Origin of the sequence: Acidovorax sp. 62 (genome assembly GCF_002754495.1) — a bacterium.
GTDB lineage: Bacteria > Pseudomonadota > Gammaproteobacteria > Burkholderiales > Burkholderiaceae_C > Acidovorax.
Window position 1 is genome coordinate 1,489,760 of record NZ_PEFJ01000001.1, and the last position, 18,997, is coordinate 1,508,756.

Consider the following 18,997-nt stretch of genomic DNA (forward strand, 5'->3'; position numbering starts at 1 on the left):
CGTACTCCGCCTCAACGCCTCACCTCTGAACTAAAGGGCCGCCATGACTTCCATTGAACGCATCCACCCCCATGACAAAGACCTGGGCGGCGGCTTTAAAGTGCGCAGGCTGCTGCCTGCCATGGCGCGCCAGTCGGTGGGGCCTTTCTTGTTTTTTGACCACTTTGGCCCTGCCACAGTGGTGCCGGAGTCCGAGCACGATGTGCGCCCCCATCCGCACATTGGCTTGGCCACGGTGACTTATCTGTTTTCGGGCGCTATCCTGCACCGCGACAGTTTGGGCTGCGTGCAGCAGATTGAGCCGGGCGCCATCAACTGGATGACCGCAGGGCGCGGCATCGTGCATTCCGAGCGCCGCCCGGACTCCCTGGCCAACGCCACCTATGTGAACCACGGCATTCAACTGTGGGCGGCGCTTCCACCGGAGCAAGAGGAAGCTACCCCCAGTTTTGTGCACACGCCTGCCGATGCCATTGCGCAGTTGCAAGTGGACGACGCTACGGTGCGGGTGCTGGTGGGGCAGGCCTGGGGGGCGCAGTCGCCTGTGGTCAGCTTGGCCCCGGCGTTGTACCTTGACATCCAGTTGCCTGCCAACGGCCAACTGAGGCTGCCTGCAGGCATGGCGCAGGAGTTGGGCCTGTATGCGGTGGACGCAGCCGTGGCTGTGGCCGATGAGACGCTGGAGCCGCACACCATGGCGGTGTTGCCCACCGACCGCCCCCTGGCCTTGCGTGCGGGTTCTGCGCCTGTGCGCTGCATGTTGGTGGGCGGCGATGCCTTGGCGGAACGCCGCCATATCTGGTGGAATTTTGTCTCGTCCCGCAAGGAGCGGATCGTGCAGGCCGCCAGCGACTGGGAAGCGCAACGCATGGGGCAGGTGCCTGGTGAGACAGAATTCATTCCCTTGCCAGCACACCGCTTCAAGCCCTGACGGGCGTGTGTCTCACACAGTCAATTGTTTTTTTGCCAAAAAATGCCTCTAGCGCTTTCTGATAAAGCGCTAGCAGCTCATTTTTTGATAGCGATATCGGCCGATTCTGGTGCCGAGAGGTCGGTGGCCAATACAGCCCGCTCATCAAACACGAAGCAGCCGCCGTGGTAGTGCGCACCATCGGTGTGCTCAAAGTACTTGAGGATGCCGCCTTCGAGCTGGTACACATGCTCCAGGCCCTCCTCTTGCATCAGGATGGCGGCTTTTTCGCAGCGGATGCCACCCGTGCAAAAACTCACCACGGTCTTGTCTTGCAGGGCGGCCTTGTGGGCTTGGAGTGCTGCGGGAAACTCGGTGAACTTGCCAATGCGCCAGTCAATCGCGTTGTCGAAAGTGCCTGCGTCCACCTCAAAAATATTGCGGGTGTCCAGGGTCACCACTTCGCGGCCATCGTCGTCGTGGCCTTGCTCCAACCAGCGGCGCAGCGTCGCGGGGGCAACGGCCGGGGCGCGGCCTTGCGCGGGGCGGATGGTGGGGTGGTCCATGCGAATGATCTCGCGCTTGACCTTGACCAGCATCTTGCGAAACGGCACCGTGTCTGACCAGCTCTCCTTGGGGTCCAGGTCCGCAAACCGCTCGTCGCCACGCAGGGTGTCGACAAAGCCCCGCACAGAGGAGGCATCGCCCGCCAAAAAGAAGTTGATGCCTTCTTCGGCCAACAAAATCGTGCCCTTCAAGCCCAAAGCCACCGCGCGGGCGTGCAACTGCTCGCGCAGCACCTCTGCGTCAGGAAGGGGCACAAACTTGTAGCAGGAGATGTTGAGAACAGCAGTCACGGCAAGGCAGGTGTTGGGTACGAAAGGGAATCTTGAAAGAGGTTTGCGGCGCTCCATCACACTTCGCCATGGGCATTGGCCACTAAGCCAGAGCGAGCCCGCGGGAAAGGGCTGTATGCCAACAAGCGCAGGCCGCAGTGATGCAGCCCGGCTAGCGGGTGGGCTGGCGCCGGACTATGCAGTCTGCGTCAGCAGCGCGGTTTCGATCTTGTTGGCCAGCTGCGAGATCGCCAGGGCCGCAGGGCAGCCTGGGGTGTTCAGCAGCAGCAGTTGCCTGCGCATCACGGCGTCGCGCACCGAGGGGTCAGCAGGGATGTCGCCCATGTGAATCAGCCGCACCGGGCGGCCCGATTGGGTGCTGACAAAACGGTCCAGCACCTGCTGCAACTGGCTGGTGATGGCCCGGCCATCGCCAGGGCGTGCAGCCTGGTTGATCACGATGCGCACATGCTGGCGCTTTTGCTGCATCGCCAGCACCTTGATGGCTGCGTAGGCGTCCGTCAGTGAGGTGGGCTCGGGCGTGGCCACGATCAGCACTTCAGACGCCAGGGAGATGGAGAACAGCACCACATCGGAAATACCCGCGCCAGTGTCCAGCAGCACCACATCGTACTGGGGGGTCAGCGCCTGGATGACGTTCAGAAACTGGCTGCGCACTTCGGGCGTGAGGCGCGAGTACTCGACCATGCCCGAGCCTGCCAGCAGCACAGAAAAGCCGCCGGGCGCCTTGATCACGGCTTCGTCCAATGTGGCTTTGCCGGTGAACACATCGTGCAGTGTGATCTTGGGGTGCAGATTCAGCACCACATCCAGGTTGGCCAGGCCCAGGTCAGCGTCCAGCACCAGCACACGCTGGCCTCGGCGGGTCAGCGCTGCGGCCAGGTTGGCGGATACAAATGTTTTGCCCACACCGCCTTTGCCGCTGGTAACGGCGATGATGCGTGCACCCGCCGCAGGAGCAGCCTGCTGCGGCGTGGCGTTGGGTGTAGTGGGTTGGGGGGACAGCGCGTCGCTCATCATCTAACTTTCAGTAGGCGCTGCCTGTTGCATCCAGGGGAGGCGGAAGATCGCCCCAGCCAGAAGGTGAATACAGCGGGCCAAACAACAAGCTCTTCTCTTCGGCACTGACCGTGCTGTCGGGCTGCTCCTCGATGCTCACGCAGTTGCGTCCGGCCGATTTTGCCTGATAGAGCTGGTGATCGGCGCGGTCAATCCACAGCAATGTGGTGGAGCGAATCCATTGAAGGGCAAACGCCCCGCCAATGCTCACGGAGACGTTGAGTTCAATCGACGGGGAAATGCGAATCGGTGTGTTGGCCACAGCGCGGCGGATGCGCTCGGCCACCACGGTGCCAAAGGCAGATTGGCAAGCGGGCAGCACCACGGCGAATTCCTCGCCTCCGTATCGGGCCAGGGTGTCCATGGGGCGCACGCAAGCGGCCAAGGTGCGCGCTACAGACTGCAGCACCATGTCGCCAGCTAGGTGGCCGTGGGTGTCGTTGACCTTTTTGAAGTGGTCGATGTCCAGCATCAACAGCAAGGCGGCTTCACCTGAACGGGTCACGCGGTCGATCTCGCGCTCCAGCACGGCCCGAAAATGGCGCCGATTGGCCAAGCCCGTCAGCGGGTCTTTCAGCGAAAGTTCGCACAGGCCGTCGATGACGCCTTGCAGGTATTGACGGGGGTGAGAACGGTCCAGGCTGGGCGCTGCGCTGCTGCCGGTTACTTGGGCAACCAGGGCATGGGCAGTATCCAGGCGCAGATCGCGCAGGTCTACGAGGTGAGGGGCCGCCGAGTCAGACACAAATGGTTGCTTCTAAAGTTGATTGAGTGTATCAGCGGGGTCGGTCGTCCGATTGCAATTTCTGCACGATCACAGAGGTGTTACCCGGGGTGGGAGTTGCTGCAGGGCGACAAGGGCGTCGGCATCGGTGCGGTAGGTGACCAACCCGGCGGCCGCTGGCAGCAGGCCCGCTTTGCGCAGTGCCGCCTCGACCGGCAACTTGAGTCCACTCACATGCAGGCAACCACCCCGCGCCAGCATCTGTGCATGCAGTTGGGCAAAGGTTTCCAGGCCGGTCACGTCGATGCGGTTGACGGGTTGGGCCATCAGGCACAGGTGCTTGATCTCGGGGTGGGCGCTCAAGTGCTCCATCACCCAGCGCTCCAGGGCGCTGGCAGAGGCAAAGTCCAGCTCTGCATCCATGCGCAGCGCCAGCAGTTCGGGCGCCAGGGGGGGCAGGTTCCACAGGTGGCGGTCGCGCAGGCTACCGTCCGGGTGCAGGCCTACCTCGATGATGCGGGGGTGCAGGCGCTGGTACAGAAAGTGGCACAGATTCATCACCAAACCGGCCAAAACACCCCAATACATGCGTGGTGCGGTGGCCAGGGTCAAGGCAAAGGTGACCAATGCGATGACCGACTCCACCCGGGATGTGCGCCACAGGCGGGTGAAGGTGGCTGGTTTGACGAGGCTGAACACCGCCGTCACCACAATGGCCGCCAGGGCCGATTGCGGCACGTAGTACAGCGCCGGAGTAAGCCACAACAGCACCACCAGCACCACGAGGATGGAAAACACGGTGGCCCAACCACTTTGCGCGCCTGCATACAGGTTGATGGCCGAGCGAGAAAACGATGCGCTGGTGGCAAAGCTGCCGCACAGCCCGCTGCTGATTTTGGACAGGCCCTGGCCAATCAGGTCCTGGTTTTCGTTCCAACGCTCACTGGAACGCTGGCTCTCGACCTTGGCGCTGGAGGCAGTCTCCAAAAAGCTCACCAGGGTAATGACCAGCACAGGCATGAGCAGCGAAGAAAAGTCTGTCCAAGGCAAAAGCCCGGGCCACTGCAAGCTTGGCAACCCTTGCGGCAGGTGCCCCACCACCGCGCCACCCGCATCGGCGTAGCCGCTGATCCAGCTGATGCCGCCCGCCAGGCCCACCACCACGATGGCGGCCGGAAAGGTGGGTTTGAGCCGCTTGGCCAGCCACAGCGCGACCACAGCGCCCAAGCCGAATGCCGCCGCCGTCAGGTCAAAAAGCCCCAGAGAAGGCGTGTGCAGCAGCGCACTGAAGTCGGCCCGCAAGCCGGTGAGTGCCCCTAGCTGCGAAGACAAAATCAGCAAGGCAGCGGCCTGTGTAAAGCCGCTGAGCACGGGCGAGGTGACCACATTGACCACCCAGCCAAAGCGCACCAAGCCCATCACGCACTGCAAGGCCCCACAAAGCAGTGCAATCCACACGGCCATTTGCACCCACTGGGCGCTGCCGGGCTCGGCCAGCCCGGTCAGCGATGCGCCAATGAGCAGGCTCGTCAAGGCCGTGGGGCCCACGCCCAGCCGGGTGGAGGCGCTGAACAGCACCGCCACCAAAGCAGGCAACAGCGATGCATAAATGCCCGTGACCAGCGGCATGCCCGCCAGCGCTGCATAGGCAACCCCCTGGGGCACGAGCATGAGGCCCACCGTCATGCCCGCCCAGAATTCGCCGCGCAGTAACGCAGCGCTGGGCCGGGGCCACGCCAAAAAAGGCAACCAGGAGCTGAAAGAAATGCGAGGCATGCAGTGATTGTCGCGCTGTGGGGCCTTTGGAGATGGCTGGGCGTGACAAAACGCGCAGGGATTGCAGTGTTTTGTCCTACACGCCTTTCCGCGCCGTCTGACCCGACGGGGCGGGGCAGCTGCCTACAGTTCAGCTATGTCTTTATCCGCAAGGAGATTTCTGATGCAAACCACCGAGATGAACCAACCCACCGTCCAGACCATGGGTGTGACTTCCAAAGCCACCCGCGTGGCGTCGATGTTGGCTGTCAGCGCGCTGGCCTTGGGCCTGATGGCCTGCAGCAAAACCGAAGAGCCCACCGTGGGCCAACGCCTGGATTCGGCCGTAGAAAAGACAGAGCAAGCCGCCGCCGATGCCCGAGCCAAAACCGAAGCCGCCATGCAAAAGGCCGAAGTGCAAGTGGAAAAGGGTGCTGAGCGGGCCGAAGTGGCCGCGAAGGACCTGGGCGATTCAGCCAAGCAAGCTGCCAACACCGCGATGGAGAAGGTGGACGATGCCTCCATCACGGCCCAGGTGTCTGCGGGGCTGGCCAAAGACCCTGATCTGAGCGCCATCAAGATCAATGTGGACACGCAGGGGGGCGCCGTCACACTGAATGGCCCCGCCCCCAGCCTGGCCGCCAAGGACCGCGCCCAAACCATTGCCAAGAGCGTCAAGGGCGTGACTTCAGTGACCAACCTGCTGGTGGTTTCGGCAGGCTGATGCTTGCATACCCGACGCCCAGGGCCTCCGTTGACGAGGCCCTGGGCCAGGGTGCTGAAGCGCTACCATGCGCGGCATGAAGCAAGAAGACCGAGCCCCTGATATTTCCACCCAGATCGTTCACCACTGCTACCAGCCGCCCGCAGATTTTGCGGCCCCCCAGCCGGGGGTGTTCAAGGCCTCTACCGTGATTTTCCCCAACGTGGCTGCCATGCGCAGCCGCGAGTGGAAGGACAAGACGGGCTACACCTACGGCCTGCACGGCACCCCCACCACCTTCATTTTGGAAGAGCGCTTGTGCACCCTGGAAGGCGGGCACGAATGCGTGCTGGTGCCCAGTGGGCTGGCTGCCATTGCCTCGGTGAATCTGGCGTTGCTCAAAACGGGCGACGAGGTGCTGATCCCGGACAACGCTTACGGGCCAGGCAAGGATTTCGCGGCCGTCGAGCTGGCACGCTACGGCATCTCGCATGCGTTTTACGACCCACTGGACCCTGAGGACCTGGCCCGGCGAATCTCTGCTTCCACGCGCTTGGTGTGGCTGGAAGCCCCAGGGTCTGTGACCATGGAATTCCCGGACCTGTGTGAACAGGTGCGTATTTGCCGGGCCCGGGGCGTGACCACGGCGCTCGACAACACTTGGGGCGCGGGGCTGGCTTTTGCGCCGTTTGATTTGCTGGGGGATGGCAGCCTGGGGGTTGATATCTCGGCGCATGCGCTGACCAAGTACCCCAGTGGCGGGGGCGATGTGTTGATGGGCAGCGTCATGACCCGCTCGGCGGCTTTGCACATGAAGATCAAGCTCACCCACATGCGCCTGGGGCTGGGGGTAGGGCTGAACGATGTGGAGGCTGTTTTGCGCTCTCTGCCCAGCGTGGCATTGCGCTATGCCGCCCACGACCGCTCTGCGCGTGAACTGGCCACCTGGCTGCAATCGCAACCGGCCATTGCGCAGGTGCTGCACCCGGCGCTGCCTGGCTCGCCCGGCCATGCCCACTGGCAGGCCTTGTGTGGCGGATCCCAGGCGGGGCAGGGCGCTGCGGCGGGCTTGTTCAGCGTGATGGTGGACGCCCGCTACAGCCAAGCCCAGGTGGATGCGTTCTGCGATGCTTTGCAGCTGTTCAAGCTGGGCTACAGCTGGGGCGGCCCCATGAGCCTGGTGGTGCCTTACCACCTGCGCAGCATGCGCGAAGGGGCCACGCCCCATCTGCGCCCTGGCACGCTGGTGCGGTTTGCGATTGGGCTGGAGGCTGCCGAAGATTTGCGCCAGGACCTGCTTCAGGCCCTGGCGGTGATGGAGCGCACTGCGCACGCAGGTTGAGCAGGCCGCATTGAAAATGCGCAGGGCGGGGTGGTAGTTTCCTCAGTGGCGCGCGGTGGTGGGCTGGATTACGGTGTGGTGGCGTCTGTTTCGCTCCCCACCTTGTGTGGGGTGGATCTTTCCACTTCGCTGCACTCCTCATGCCCGACACATCCGTTACTGAGGTCGCCACCGCCCGCGACACGGCGCCCATCACCTTGCAGCCGCTGACGCTGGCGGACCCTTTTCGCTGGCTAGCGCGCGGCGCGCACGATTTGAAGGCCGCACCCGGCATTGCGGTGTTCTACGGCCTGTGTTTCTGGTTCATGGCCTTGGTGCTGGGATGGGTGTTTCGCACCAAACCGGAGTACACCATGTCGATTGCCAGCGGCTGCCTGCTGTTGGGCCCCTTTTTGGCGATGGGCCTGTACGACACCAGCCGCAGGCGTGAGGCCGGGCTGGCGCCGCAGCTGAGCGAATCTCTTACATGCTGGGACAGCCACATGGGCAGCATGGGCATGCTAGTGCTGGTGCTGGTGGTGCTAGAGCTGCTCTGGGGGCGGGCATCGCTGGTGGTGTTTGCGGTGTTCTTCAACACAGGCATGCCGTCGACCACCGGGGTCTTGCAGGCGGTGTTCAACCCCGAAAACTGGAGTTTTGTGGCGGTGTATGCCGTGGTGGGCGGGGTGTTTGCTGCCCTGGTGTTTTCTACCTCGGTGGTGTCTATTCCAATGATTCTGGACCGCGACACCGACGCACTGACCGCAGGCATCACCAGCATGCGCGTGGTGCTGGAGAACCCCTTGGCCATGGTGCTGTGGGGCGCTTTGATCACTGTTTTGGTGGCGGCATCGCTGTGGGCGGGCAGCGTGGCCTTGGTGCTGGTTGGGCCCTTGCTGGGGCATGCCAGTTGGCACGCTTACCGGGCGGCGGTGCAACGCTTGCCAGCCGATACGAACGCGGCGCCAGAGCCGGTTTGAGGCTCAGCGCGCGGGGCTAGCTGTTACAGTGGACCTCTACTTCAGAAAGCAAACACCTTGGCAACACCTAACTACGGATACGAAAAACGCCAGCGCGAACTCGCTAAGAAACAAAAGAAAGAAGAGAAGCTGAGAGCCAAAACACAGCGCCGGCCTGACGATCCGCACGCTGGGCCAGATGCTGGTGACCAGGCCGCTCAAGCGCCTTCTGCACCGGTGGACCCCGCGGCCAGTTAATGGCGGGCACTCATGGCTTGGCTGATGTCCCACTCAGAAGCCATTCAATGGAATGACCCACTCAAGAGCCCGTGCGCTGCCTTTTCCAAAAAAGGCAGCGCACGGGCTCTTTGTTTTTGCTTGTCAGTGCCTGCCCATGGCGCTCAGCGCAGCAGCTTTTTCAGCTCTGGCCACACATTGGCCAGCATCTGTGGATGGGCCTCGGCCTTGGGGTGGATGCGGTCGGCCTGAAACAAGCGCGTAGGGTCTGCACCATCGGCCACCCCTTTGAGAAAGAACGGCACCACCGCCGCCTTGTGCGTCTTGGCCACCCCCTCAAACACCGCTGCAAAGCGGTTGGCATAGTCGGTGCCGTAGTTGGGCGGCACCTGCATGCCAATCAACAGCACCTTGGCCCCGGCTTTTTGGGCCGACTGGGCCATGAAGCCCAGGTTGTCTTGTGTGTTTTGCAGCGGCAGGCCACGCAGCGCATCGTTGCCGCCCAGTTCGATCACCACCTGGCTGGGCTGGTGCTGTTGCAGCAGTGCTGCAATGCGCGAGCGGCCGCCCGAGGTGGTCTCACCGCTCACACTGGCATTGATGACCTTGGCGTTGATCTTTTCTTGCGCCAATTGTTTTTCCAGCAGGGCCACCCAGCCGCTGCCGCGTGGCAGGCCGTATTCCGCACTCAATGAGTCGCCCACCACCAAAATCACGGCGGGCTTGCTTGCCGCCGCCTTGGGGGCGCCTTGGGCAAAAACCCCCGGGCTGGAAATCCCCATGGCAAGGGCGGAGGCCGTGGTCAGGATAAAGTGACGCCGATGCAGATTGCGAATCAAAGTAAAGAGCCTTTCATGTCCGAATCCCCCTCATCGCCCGTGACACCCATTATTGCGGTGGAGCATGTTTTCAAGTCGGTGACGGATTCCACCGGCACGCTCGACATTTTGCGGGATATCGATTTCCGCCTGGCGGCCAGGGAAACCGCAGCCATCGTGGGCGCGTCGGGCTCGGGCAAGAGCACCTTGCTGTCCATCATTGCCGGGCTTGACACCCCCACGCGGGGCACCGTGCGGCTGGACGGCCACGATCTGTTCGCGCTGGACGAGGACGACCGTGCCGCGCTGCGGGCGCAAAAGGTGGGGTTCGTCTTCCAGAGCTTTCAGCTCATGGGCAACCTCACGGCGCTGGAGAACGTGATGCTGCCGCTGGAGTTGGCCGAGCGCCGCGATGCCCGCAAGGCCGCCACCGAGATGCTGCAGCGCGTGGGCCTGGGGCAACGGCTGGGGCACTACCCCAAGGTGCTCTCAGGCGGTGAGCAGCAGCGCGTGGCCTTGGCCCGTGCGTTTGTGGTGCAACCGGCCTTGCTGCTGGCCGACGAACCCACGGGCAGCCTGGACTTCGCCACGGGCGAATCCATCATGCAGCTGATGTTTGAGCTCAACCGAGAGCAGGGCACGACACTGGTGCTGGTGACCCACGACCGGGGGATTGCCGCGCAGTGCGAGCGGCGGATCACCATCGACGCCGGACGGGTGGTTGAGGATTAATTTCAAGGAAAATTGGCTGCTAGCGCTTATTGAATAAGCGCTAGCAGCTATTGAATTGATAGCAATTGGAAGCGCGTGACGCAAGCCCTTGGCAGCTTCTCTGCCTGCGCCTTGGGGGCCAAGCTTCCCAAGGGGGAGATTCGTTTCATAAAGACGCCGAGAATCGCCGCGACGCTGCGTTGCAAATCCTCGCGATAGCCACGGCTATCGCGAGGATTTGCGCCTTGCCAGACGACGATTTCGACCTCTTTATTTCATTAACGAACTTCCAACTTGGGACACTGCCGGCCGCGCAACGATAATCCCTGCATGTCCTCCCCCAAAGTTCTTTTCGGCTTTCACGCCGTGGGCGTGCGCCTGAAGACGGCGCCCCAATCCATCATCGAGATTTATTACGAGTCCACACGCCGTGACGCGCGCATGCGTCAGTTTCTGGACCGTGCCAAGGAAGCCGGTGCCCGCCTGATCGAAGCCGACAGCGTCCGCATCGCCAAGCTCGCGGGCAGCCACGGCCACCAGGGCGTGGCTGCACGGGTGGAGCCCGTGGCGCAGGTCACCTCGCTGGACGAGCTGCTGGAGAACCTGGAAGCCGCAGGCATAGAGCAGCCCCTGCTGCTGGTGCTGGACGGCGTGACCGACCCGCACAACCTGGGTGCCTGTCTGCGCGTGGCCGATGGCGCGGGCGCCCATGCCGTCATCGCCCCCAAGGACCATGCCGTGGGCATCAATGCCACGGTGGCCAAGGTGGCCAGCGGGGCTGCCGAGACCATGCCTTACTTCATGGTCACCAATTTGGCCCGCACGCTGGGCGAGCTCAAGGAGCGCAATATCTGGTGCATTGGCACCAGTGACGATGCGCCCAAGACGGTGTACCAGGTCGACCTCAAGGGCCCTGTGGCCCTGGTGCTGGGGGCCGAGGGCGACGGCATGCGTCAGCTCACCCGCAAGACCTGCGATGAGCTGGTCAGCATCCCCATGAAGGGGGCGGTGGAGAGCCTGAACGTGTCCGTGGCCAGCGGGGTGTGCCTGTACGAAGCGCTGCGCCAGCGATCACTTTGATGTGACGGTGGGGCAGGGCGACAAGGGCGACGCCACTGCAGGCCGCCAGCAGCGCGGGGCGTGCCTGCCCCACTGTCCTGCAACCCCTGTTCACTATCTTTCACATTGTGTGGGTTGTGTAGCGAATTGTCGCCTAGTCGACTCTCATTCGTTGATCTAATGGTTAACCTGAGTGGTTTTGCACTATCCGGGCTAACTGCATATGAGTCGTCGTCACTTTCTTTTGCGAGCCACCCAAGCTGTGGCTGCTGCGGGTTTGCCCGCCTGGTCCCACCCCGTTCTGGCGGCAGAAGAGGCCCTGTCTGCCAAGCATGTCACCCTGGGTTGCTCCATTGCCCTCACCGGCCCGCTGGGCATTGCGGGCTCTGAGCAAGTGGCGGGCATGAAAGCGGCCTTTGCCGAGGTGAACGCCGCCGGCGGCGTGCATGGCCGTGAAATTCGCCTGGATGTGAAGGACGACGCCTATGTGGCCAGCCGCACCGCGCAGAACGTGACGGGCATGCTGGAAGCACAGTCCATCTTCGCCCTGATTTCGCCCCTGGGCACGGCCAACACGGCCGCCATTTTGCCCATGGTGGAAAGCAAGGGCATTCCTACCGTGGGGCCGGTGACGGGCGCCACGTCGCTGCGCTCGGCTGAGCAACGCAACGTGTTTTTCCTGCGCCCGAGCTACCGCGAAGAATCCCTGCGCCTGGTCAAGCAAGTGGTGGAGATGGGCCTCAAGCGCATTGCCGTGGTGTACCTGGACAACCCTTTTGGTAAGGAAGTGCTCAAGGACATGTCCAAGGCGCTGGACGATGCCAAGGTCGAACGTTCGGGTGAATTTGCCCTGGCGGTCGATGGCAAAAATGCGGCTGAGCTGGCCGACAAAGTGGCCGCAGACCGCCCCGGTGCGGTGCTGCTGGCCACCACAGGCACGGCCAATACGGCGTTTGTGCTGGCGTTTCGCACCAAGGCCCAGGGCGTGCCGTTGGCTGGGTTGTCTGTGGCCGTGGTGTCGTCCGAGCTGCCCAAGTTGGCTGCCGCCACCCGCGGGCTGGCGCTGGTGCAGGTGTTCCCAGACGCCAATTCTCAAAAATCGGTGGTGGTGCGCAAGTTCCAGTCCACGATGAAGGCCACGGGGGCCAACCCTGCTCACCTCAACAGCACCAGCAGCCTGGAAGGCTGGCTGAACGCGCAAGTGATGATCGAGGGCCTGAAGAACGCGGGCAAGGAGCCCACCCGTGACCGCCTGCGCAGTGGCTTGGCCAACATCCGTGCGCTGTCGTTTGGCGACTTCAGCGTGGGCTTTGGTGGCAAGGCGCCTTTTGTGGGCTCTGACGCGCTGTACCTGGCCGTCTACGCAGAGAACGCCCGCCGCATCAGCTAAGCCTGTTGCCGCCACTGAGGGCAAGCCAGGATACGGCCAGTTTTGACTCATAAGCCTTTTGGTTATTAAAGAATCGTCATTTATTCCTTCTTGTATCGACGCGTCACCCTTGACTCGCCAGAGGCCTGCTCACTTGACTTCTGGTGCTTCACCACCACGCTTTTTACGAGAAGATTTCTGCGTCGGTCTGAACTGCTCCACCAGTTCACGCAAGGTGCCAGCTTCGGCCTTGTGCTGTGCAACTGCCTGAAGAGCTTGCTGTAGCTCGGCTGATTGCGCCTGGTGCGCCCTGGTAATTTCGGCCAAGGAGGCGCGAGCACCGGCTGCTTCTGCCGCCAACCTGCTCTGTGCAGCATTGGCTTCGAGTAGTTTGGCGTGACAGTCGCGTTCGGTCTCTGTCAGCTTGCCTCGCAATTGCTCCAATTGCTTTTCCGCCTGGGCACGCGCGGTTCGCTCTCGGTCAATTTCCCGAAGCGCCCGGTGCTCCGCTTCGGTAGATCGCTGGGCGGCTTCATCAATAGCTGCACGTCCTTTTTCCAACTCGGCGCTGAAATGCTGCCTGCTTTTTGATTGCTCCAGCTTCAGCTCATCCACCTGCCTGGACAGCGCCTCACCTCTCGCTGTGCTCGCAGCGTGCGCACGCCGCTCTTGCTCCAGCTCTGCAGCAAGGGCCTGAACTCGGGTCTCCAGTTCGGTGACTTTGGTCTGTGCGGTCTGTATCCGGGCCTCCAGGAGGGCGCTTCGCTGCACAGCCTCCTGCAGGTCTGCCTGGGCACTCTGGGCTTCTGCGTGTGCCTCGACGCGCAGGACTGATAGCTCCTCGCGCGCCAACTCCGTTGCCTGGGTCCACAGCACGCTGACCGCCTGGCCTGCGGCCACTTTAAGCGCCTCCGGTAAGTCGGGGTGATCGATCTCCACCCGGGCCTTGCCGCGCAGATCCTCCCAGAACTTGGCCAGCGCTTCGGCCGGGGCGCTCATGGAGCCCTTGCGCACATGCTGATAGAGCTTGCTGGCTGTGGGCGTGATGCCGTATCGGAAGAACAGCAACGCGCAAACCTCGCGGTACAACGCTTTCGTATCGCTGAAACGCTCCCGCAGGGCTTCAACTTCGGCTTGGATTTCGGATTCTTCGCTCATTCTTAAATAATACAACGTATAACGTATAAATCATTGAATTAATTTTCAATCTCTGGACATAATTATTCTAATGTCCATAGAATTAGCTCGATGAGCAGTTTGATCGTCGCACCGGCCGTTTTCTCGCATCTTGAGCCTTTGGAGGGCTTGGTGCTACCCCTTCATCTGTCCGGAGAGCGCGGCCGCAATCGGGCCCAGGGCCTGCCCCAAGTCGCGGCCAATGACGACCGCTCTGCGGTTTTGGCCTGGCTGGCGCGCTACAAAGATTCACCGGCCACGTTGGCCAGCTATCGCAAGGAGGCGGAAAGGCTGCTGCTTTGGTGTGTGCATCAGCATGGCAAGGCCCTGTCTGATATGACCCACGAGGACTTCCTGGCCTATGAGTCCTTTCTGGAAGATCCTCAACCGGCTGATCGATGGGTCATGCAGGTCGCTCAGAAGGCGCCGAGGTCCTCGCCCCACTGGCGTCCGTTCGCCAAGCCGCTGGACCGACAGAGCCAGCGCCAGGCACTGTCGATCCTCAACAGCCTCTTCAATTGGCTGGTTCAAGCCGGGTATCTGGCAGGCAACCCTCTAGCTCTGCGCCGCCGCAAATCCGTGGCGCGACCCGCCAAGACCAATAGGTTCCTGCCCCATGAGCACTGGGCACAAGTGCGTGCAACGATTGAGTCCCTTCCCGCCAGTACGCCTCGTCTTGCCCTTCAAGCAGCCCGACACCGATGGCTCTTCTCCCTTCTCTATATCGGGGGCCTGCGGATTTCAGAGGTCTGCAACAACTCGATGGGCGATTTTTACTGGCGACGGGGGGCCGACGGACTGGAGCGCTGGTGGCTGGAGATTCGTGGCAAGGGCGACAAAACCAGAGTGATCCCCGCGACGGACGAGTTGGTCTCGGAGCTGATGCGCTACCGAAGGTCGAATGATCTGGGACCTTTACCTCGTGAGGGCGATTCCGCCCCATTGCTCCTGCCGTTGATTGGTGGGTCTAAGTCTATGGGACGCAGCGCTGTGCACGAACTGGTCAAGCATATCTTTCGTGAAACCGCAGCCCGCCTGCGTGCCCTGGGTCCTGACCACGAAGCTGCAGCCTCTCATGTGGAGCAGGCCTCCGCACACTGGATGAGGCATACAGCGGGCACTCATCAGAGCGACAACATGGATCTCAAGGTTGTGCGCGACAACCTGGGACACGCAAATATTTCCACCACCAGCATCTACGTGCATACAGAAGACGATGCGCGCCATGACCAGACCACAAAAGCTCACAAGCTCGGCTGGTCAGTTTGATCGCGGTACGTCTATCCCGTCCATCAATTGCGTGAGATTCTTTAAAAAGGCACCTCTTCGGGAACTGGTTGCAGGTGCTGCTGAAGGTATTCGAGTTTGGCCAACAGTTCGTCAAAGGTAATCACCTCCACGTCCTTGCAGGCGTTGCGGAAAACCTCAAAACAACGCATTTCATGCTCTTCAATAGGCCGACGCCCAGCAAGCACAACGCATTTGACTACGTCCGCCCGGGAGGGGCGCAGGGACGGGTTATCGAAAACATGCGTCTGCCACCGCGTACGCAACTCGCTTTGTTGATGCAGCACCTGGGTGATAGCGCCACTCAGTTGCGAATGTGGGCCGAAAACATGCGGTGTTCTGTACGGCGTGGCATGCATCAAGGGTGCATCCGGGGTTTTGATTTCCACAATGGCAAGTGCTTGCCCTTGCTCCTTGAACAGGAAGTCCCCAATGTGCGCGCCTGACCCCGTCAGGCCTGACCCTTGTGCATGAAACTGCGTGTGAGACAACTCGACAGGTCGAGCAAAAGCCAAACTCAAGACGAATTTATGCTGTTCAAAGAAACGTTGCCAGAGGTGTTCACCGAGCTTCTTCTCCAGCATATCTCGGTACTTGCCGATCATCGCTGTAAGCGTGGCTCGCTCGATTTCCGCGTGTAGTTTCAAGAGCTCAGTAGGTGCCTCGGCCGCCAACTCATCGACCTGCTTTCGCACTGTCTGAACATTGGCTCGACGCTCCGCGCGCTCGCGACTGGAGGTCTGCGCGGCGCTTTCGCGTCGTACCCGCACCAAAGGTGGAGCAACCCGCTCGATCCGTTGGAACTTCTCGGGATTGATTCTCGTGAGCACGTCGTCATAAACGAGGCCCTGCTGGATCCTTTGGATCAGGCTTCGCCCACGGGTCTTGGTCCTGTTGAAGGCGCGGCGCAGGCTGTCCAGTTCACTCTGGTCGATAAACACCGTGCGCCCATCCAGGCGCATTTCTGTTCTTTTTCCAATGGAAAGAATGTCAGCCTGCTGTACCAGCGACAGGGCCCGCCAAACCGTGTCGAGATCTTTGATAAGGCCAAGCCCGTCACCAGGCAGATCAAAAATGCTCGATGCCAGTCTCAATGCGACGTGAGCTGCCGCGTCCTGCGGGTCGCTTGGCAAATCGCTACGGGCGCCATCTTCGTAAATAACGGTCGTGAAGCGACCATGTTTTGGCTTCAGATAGCGCTTTGTGTGTGGATTCGCATGTATTGGATACATGATGATCCTGTTTGCCAGGATGGTCGCCAGCAAGGGCCACTCCGATTCGGGTCTTGCTTGCCATATCTGCATGTCCCGGTCGATGGGTTGGAACGTCTTCAAATACAGCTTCTGCGCGGGCTCGCCGTTCTCGGTTGCTTCTTGCAACTTGAACTGCGCCACCATCACGTCATCGCCACTGAGAATCTGCTGCCCCTCGGCTATCGCTCCCACATCGGTTTCCATAGTTGTGCCCCTCCATGAATCGCTACCCAATGGTAGGCCATGGACTTCATGGTGAAATCACTCGCACTATGACCGACTTTTTGCACCTTCCAGCCCTGCGCGGCGGCCTGTTTGCACTGCTGGCAGCAGCCCTGTTCGGCATCAGCACGCCTTTGGTACAAAAGTTGGGCGTTGGATTGGGCGCTTTCAGCACGGCGGCGCTCCTGTATGCAGGAGCGGCCCTGATCGGGTTACTGTCGCTGCGGACTGCTGCGCATGAAGCGCGGGTGCAGAGATCCGACATTCCGAGCCTTCTGGCGATGGCTGGCTTTGGCGCGGCGCTGGGGCCGGTGGCCCTGGCCTGGGGCCTGCAGCACACGAGCGGGGCCAGCGCATCGCTCATGCTCACGTTGGAGGCGTTGTTCACCGCGACGCTGGCATGGTGGCTGTACAGCGAAACCATGGACCGCCGCGTGTGGGCCGCCATGCTCTTGCTGCTCGCAGGAGGAATGGCGCTTGTTCTGGACCAGGGCCTACAGGGAGGAGTTCAGCTGATGGGGTTGCTTGCCGTGTTGCTGGCCACGGTCGCCTGGGGGGTAGACAACACTTTGTCCCGTGGACTGGCTGAGCGCGACCCCAGCCAGGTGGTGATGGCCAAGGCTACCTTGGGAGCCGCAGTGACGGCTGTATTGGCGGTTTCGACTGGGGAGCCTTGGCCTTCGTTATCCGCAGCACTAGGACTTCTCGCCGTGGGAGCCACTGGCTACGGCCTGAGTCTGCGCTTTTACCTTCTTGCCCAGCGGGCGTTTGGCGCGGCGCGCACAGGCTCGGTGTTTGCTTTCGCGCCCTTCATCGGTGCTGCCGTGGCCTTCGGTTTCGGGGACCGCTCTGCGGGATGGTTGATGCTGCTGGGCGGGGTATTGATGCTGGCGGGAGTGGTACTGCACTTGGCGGAAAGCCATGGTCACGAGCACACACACGAAGTGCTTGAGCATGAGCATGCCCACCGGCACGACGATGGGCACCATTCACATGTGCACTTTGTGATGCCAAAGGGCAGCCACAGTCACAAGCACACCCATGAACCTATGACCCACGCTCATCCCCATGCTCCTGACGTGCACCATCAACACGTTCACTGAACCCCAGGGATTTTTTGTCTGCTCCCCCGAGGTCACTTGACCGTCAGGTCGGCGACCAGGCGAGCCTTGTAAGCCCTTTCCCGAATAGCATCCTCGCCGTCAGTCGCCCATACAAACGTGCTCTTCCATGCCCAAACCGTTCCATCGATCCGAAGAAATCGTAGGTCACCAGCTTTGCCATCCACGGTTGCGACTTGACGCTCTCCTTCGAAATCCAAGGTGAACGTATGCGTTCCTGGCTTCAACTTGAAGCGCACCATCGTGTTGGGGAGAGTCTCGGCGGCCATTTCGTTATCCGCGCTGATCTTCACAAACCGCCCGCCATCTCCCCAGTTGCGCCGTACGACGTAGACGGTGAGCGCATTCGGATCGGGAGTAAAGCGCTTCGCCTGAGCGTCGGCATTCAGGCTGGGGGCGGGTACCCGAGTGCACGCGACTACTCTGCCCTTACTGGTCTTGTAACAGTATGGCGCTTCGGCGGAAGGATCGGCCCCAGTAGGGGTGGCACAACCCGCCAGCAAGCTAGCAACCAGCACAGAAGTCAGGATCACGCAGAGGCGGCGGGTGCCTGAATGTGGAGGAATTTTTGTCATGGATCTGATTCTTTGCTGTGGAGGTTGTTGATCAGCGACTGCAGGTTTGTCAGCGACTCCGTCACTTTTACCCACGGTCTGCCTCCTTGGATTGCATCTGGCGGTGCCGCGATTTCGGTGTATTTCGGTATTTCAAACGCATTGCCTGTCGATCCCTCAGTCTCTTGGTCAAGCGTCGGCTGTACTTGACTCTCACCGCCATTGGCGGGTGGCGTTTGAGCCAGATACGCCGCAGCCTCCAAAACACAAACACGGAGGTCAACAAGCCGATCCAAATCCAAAACAGCTTGGCAAAGAGCGCGACCTGTGCCGCCTGCATTGACATGGATCGCTCCTTTTTTGGCCTCCAGCACAGGTCAGCTGCTTTGACGTGAACGGACTTCGGAAAGTGGGATCACTTCTGGAGGCGTTGCGAAGGCGATCCACCCAGCCGGCCTTCGTGTACTACTTCAGCGTGAAGCGGACGGAGGCAACCGACTTGCCGGCCTTTGAGACGGCGACAACGGCTTTGGTACCTGCGGGAACCTTGAAGCTGCCCGACGCTTCCAGCTTGCCGTCGCTGACCTGGAGCTGAACTTCCTGCTTCTCGCTGCCAGCCAGCAGAGTGACCTTGGCGGTCATCCCCGTCACAGCAACGGGCTTCCCGTGGTCGCGCATATAGAGCTGCAGTTTGTCGGCGCTAGCAACGAATTCGTACTCGACCTCCTTGGCTTCTGCAACAGCACCACCGTGCATCGGCTTTAGGTCGTGACCGTGATTGTCCGCAGCGAAGGCTGCGCCCGAGATCGACACTGACAGGGCGAGAATAAGTTGGGAGAGTTTCATGACAGTTCCTTTGGGGTTGGAGAAAAGGGACGGTCCCACGATCAGCGAGCGGGACC

20 protein-coding genes are annotated in these 18,997 nt (G+C 61.5%); 10 read left to right on the forward strand and 10 right to left on the reverse strand.

The genetic code is table 11. The features are described from left to right. Positions 1-43: 43 nt before the first annotated feature. Positions 44-931, forward strand: coding sequence for a pirin family protein (locus CLU86_RS06605; RefSeq protein WP_099741069.1), 888 nt, complete (start codon positions 44-46; stop codon positions 929-931). 77 nt (positions 932-1,008) lie between these two features. Here CLU86_RS06605 and CLU86_RS06610 read toward each other — a convergent pair whose 3' ends face one another. The 4 genes from CLU86_RS06610 to CLU86_RS06625 form a co-directional block, all read right to left on the reverse strand. After that, positions 1,009-1,767 carry a sulfurtransferase gene (locus CLU86_RS06610; protein WP_099741070.1) on the reverse strand — a complete coding sequence of 253 codons (759 nt, stop codon included), beginning with the start codon at positions 1,765-1,767 and terminating at the stop codon, positions 1,009-1,011. 174 nt (positions 1,768-1,941) lie between these two features. Continuing rightward, a complete protein-coding gene (locus tag CLU86_RS06615; protein WP_099743362.1) occupies positions 1,942-2,784 on the reverse strand; it encodes a MinD/ParA family protein in 843 nt (280 codons plus the stop codon). A gap of 10 nt (positions 2,785-2,794) precedes the next feature. Then, complete coding sequence (locus CLU86_RS06620; protein WP_099741071.1) at positions 2,795-3,571, reverse strand: GGDEF domain-containing protein; 777 nt, start codon at positions 3,569-3,571, stop codon at positions 2,795-2,797. A gap of 69 nt (positions 3,572-3,640) precedes the next feature. Next, positions 3,641-5,326, reverse strand: coding sequence for a SulP family inorganic anion transporter (locus CLU86_RS06625; protein WP_099741072.1), 1,686 nt, complete (start codon positions 5,324-5,326; stop codon positions 3,641-3,643). A gap of 202 nt (positions 5,327-5,528) precedes the next feature. On the opposite strand from CLU86_RS06625, the gene CLU86_RS06630 reads away from it, so the two are divergent. The 4 genes from CLU86_RS06630 to CLU86_RS23020 all read left to right on the forward strand — a co-directional run bounded on the left by CLU86_RS06630 (position 5,529) and on the right by CLU86_RS23020 (position 8,546). Next, the gene (locus CLU86_RS06630; RefSeq protein ID WP_099743363.1) at positions 5,529-6,029 is read left to right on the forward strand and encodes a BON domain-containing protein; all 501 of its coding nucleotides are present in this window, start codon (positions 5,529-5,531) and stop codon (positions 6,027-6,029) included. Between the two features lie 67 nt (positions 6,030-6,096). Next, on the forward strand, positions 6,097-7,350 hold the full coding sequence (locus CLU86_RS06635; protein WP_099741073.1) for a PLP-dependent transferase: 1,254 nt from the start codon (positions 6,097-6,099) through the stop codon (positions 7,348-7,350). 140 nt (positions 7,351-7,490) lie between these two features. Beyond that, a complete protein-coding gene (locus tag CLU86_RS06640) occupies positions 7,491-8,309 on the forward strand; it encodes a DUF2189 domain-containing protein (RefSeq protein WP_099741074.1) in 819 nt (272 codons plus the stop codon). A 57-nt stretch (positions 8,310-8,366) separates the two neighbouring features. Continuing rightward, a complete protein-coding gene (locus tag CLU86_RS23020; RefSeq protein ID WP_099741075.1) occupies positions 8,367-8,546 on the forward strand; it encodes a hypothetical protein in 180 nt (59 codons plus the stop codon). 143 nt (positions 8,547-8,689) lie between these two features. Here the strand turns inward: CLU86_RS23020 and CLU86_RS06650 are convergent, their stop codons facing one another. Then, positions 8,690-9,307: an arylesterase gene (locus CLU86_RS06650; protein WP_199175101.1), complete on the reverse strand. Its 618-nt coding sequence runs from the start codon at positions 9,305-9,307 to the stop codon at positions 8,690-8,692. A gap of 72 nt (positions 9,308-9,379) precedes the next feature. Here CLU86_RS06650 and CLU86_RS06655 point away from each other — a divergent pair, with 72 nt between their 5' ends. The 3 genes from CLU86_RS06655 (at position 9,380) to CLU86_RS06670 (ending at position 12,503) form a co-directional block, all read left to right on the forward strand. Beyond that, positions 9,380-10,075 (forward strand): ABC transporter ATP-binding protein, encoded by a 696-nt coding sequence (locus tag CLU86_RS06655; protein ID WP_099741077.1) that lies wholly within the window; start codon positions 9,380-9,382, stop codon positions 10,073-10,075. A gap of 309 nt (positions 10,076-10,384) precedes the next feature. Then, positions 10,385-11,134 carry a 23S rRNA (guanosine(2251)-2'-O)-methyltransferase RlmB gene (gene rlmB / locus CLU86_RS06665; RefSeq protein ID WP_099655382.1) on the forward strand — a complete coding sequence of 250 codons (750 nt, stop codon included), beginning with the start codon at positions 10,385-10,387 and terminating at the stop codon, positions 11,132-11,134. 202 nt (positions 11,135-11,336) lie between these two features. After that, positions 11,337-12,503: an ABC transporter substrate-binding protein gene (locus tag CLU86_RS06670; protein ID WP_099741079.1), complete on the forward strand. Its 1,167-nt coding sequence runs from the start codon at positions 11,337-11,339 to the stop codon at positions 12,501-12,503. Between the two features lie 129 nt (positions 12,504-12,632). Here the strand turns inward: CLU86_RS06670 and CLU86_RS06675 are convergent, their stop codons facing one another. Continuing rightward, the gene (locus CLU86_RS06675; protein ID WP_099741080.1) at positions 12,633-13,640 is read right to left on the reverse strand and encodes a DNA-binding protein; all 1,008 of its coding nucleotides are present in this window, start codon (positions 13,638-13,640) and stop codon (positions 12,633-12,635) included. A gap of 90 nt (positions 13,641-13,730) precedes the next feature. Between CLU86_RS06675 and CLU86_RS06680 the strand changes: the two genes are divergently transcribed. Then, positions 13,731-14,927: a tyrosine-type recombinase/integrase gene (locus tag CLU86_RS06680; protein ID WP_099655463.1), complete on the forward strand. Its 1,197-nt coding sequence runs from the start codon at positions 13,731-13,733 to the stop codon at positions 14,925-14,927. Between the two features lie 41 nt (positions 14,928-14,968). Here CLU86_RS06680 and CLU86_RS06685 read toward each other — a convergent pair whose 3' ends face one another. Next, the gene (locus CLU86_RS06685) at positions 14,969-16,402 is read right to left on the reverse strand and encodes a Shedu immune nuclease family protein (RefSeq protein WP_099741081.1); all 1,434 of its coding nucleotides are present in this window, start codon (positions 16,400-16,402) and stop codon (positions 14,969-14,971) included. Positions 16,403-16,470: 68 nt separating this feature from the next. Here CLU86_RS06685 and CLU86_RS06690 point away from each other — a divergent pair, with 68 nt between their 5' ends. Next, positions 16,471-17,523, forward strand: coding sequence for a DMT family transporter (locus CLU86_RS06690; RefSeq protein WP_099743364.1), 1,053 nt, complete (start codon positions 16,471-16,473; stop codon positions 17,521-17,523). A 32-nt stretch (positions 17,524-17,555) separates the two neighbouring features. Here the strand turns inward: CLU86_RS06690 and CLU86_RS06695 are convergent, their stop codons facing one another. The 3 genes from CLU86_RS06695 to CLU86_RS06705 all read right to left on the reverse strand — a co-directional run bounded on the left by CLU86_RS06695 (position 17,556) and on the right by CLU86_RS06705 (position 18,941). Further along, a complete protein-coding gene (locus CLU86_RS06695) occupies positions 17,556-18,116 on the reverse strand; it encodes a hypothetical protein (RefSeq protein WP_099655482.1) in 561 nt (186 codons plus the stop codon). Next, complete coding sequence (locus CLU86_RS06700) at positions 18,113-18,469, reverse strand: hypothetical protein (RefSeq protein WP_158235577.1); 357 nt, start codon at positions 18,467-18,469, stop codon at positions 18,113-18,115. The genes CLU86_RS06695 and CLU86_RS06700 overlap by 4 nt, the downstream gene beginning before the upstream one ends. Before the next feature lie 91 nt (positions 18,470-18,560). Continuing rightward, entirely contained in the window at positions 18,561-18,941 is a 381-nt protein-coding gene (locus CLU86_RS06705; RefSeq protein WP_099655484.1) for a hypothetical protein, read from the reverse strand. Positions 18,942-18,997 lie beyond the last annotated feature (56 nt).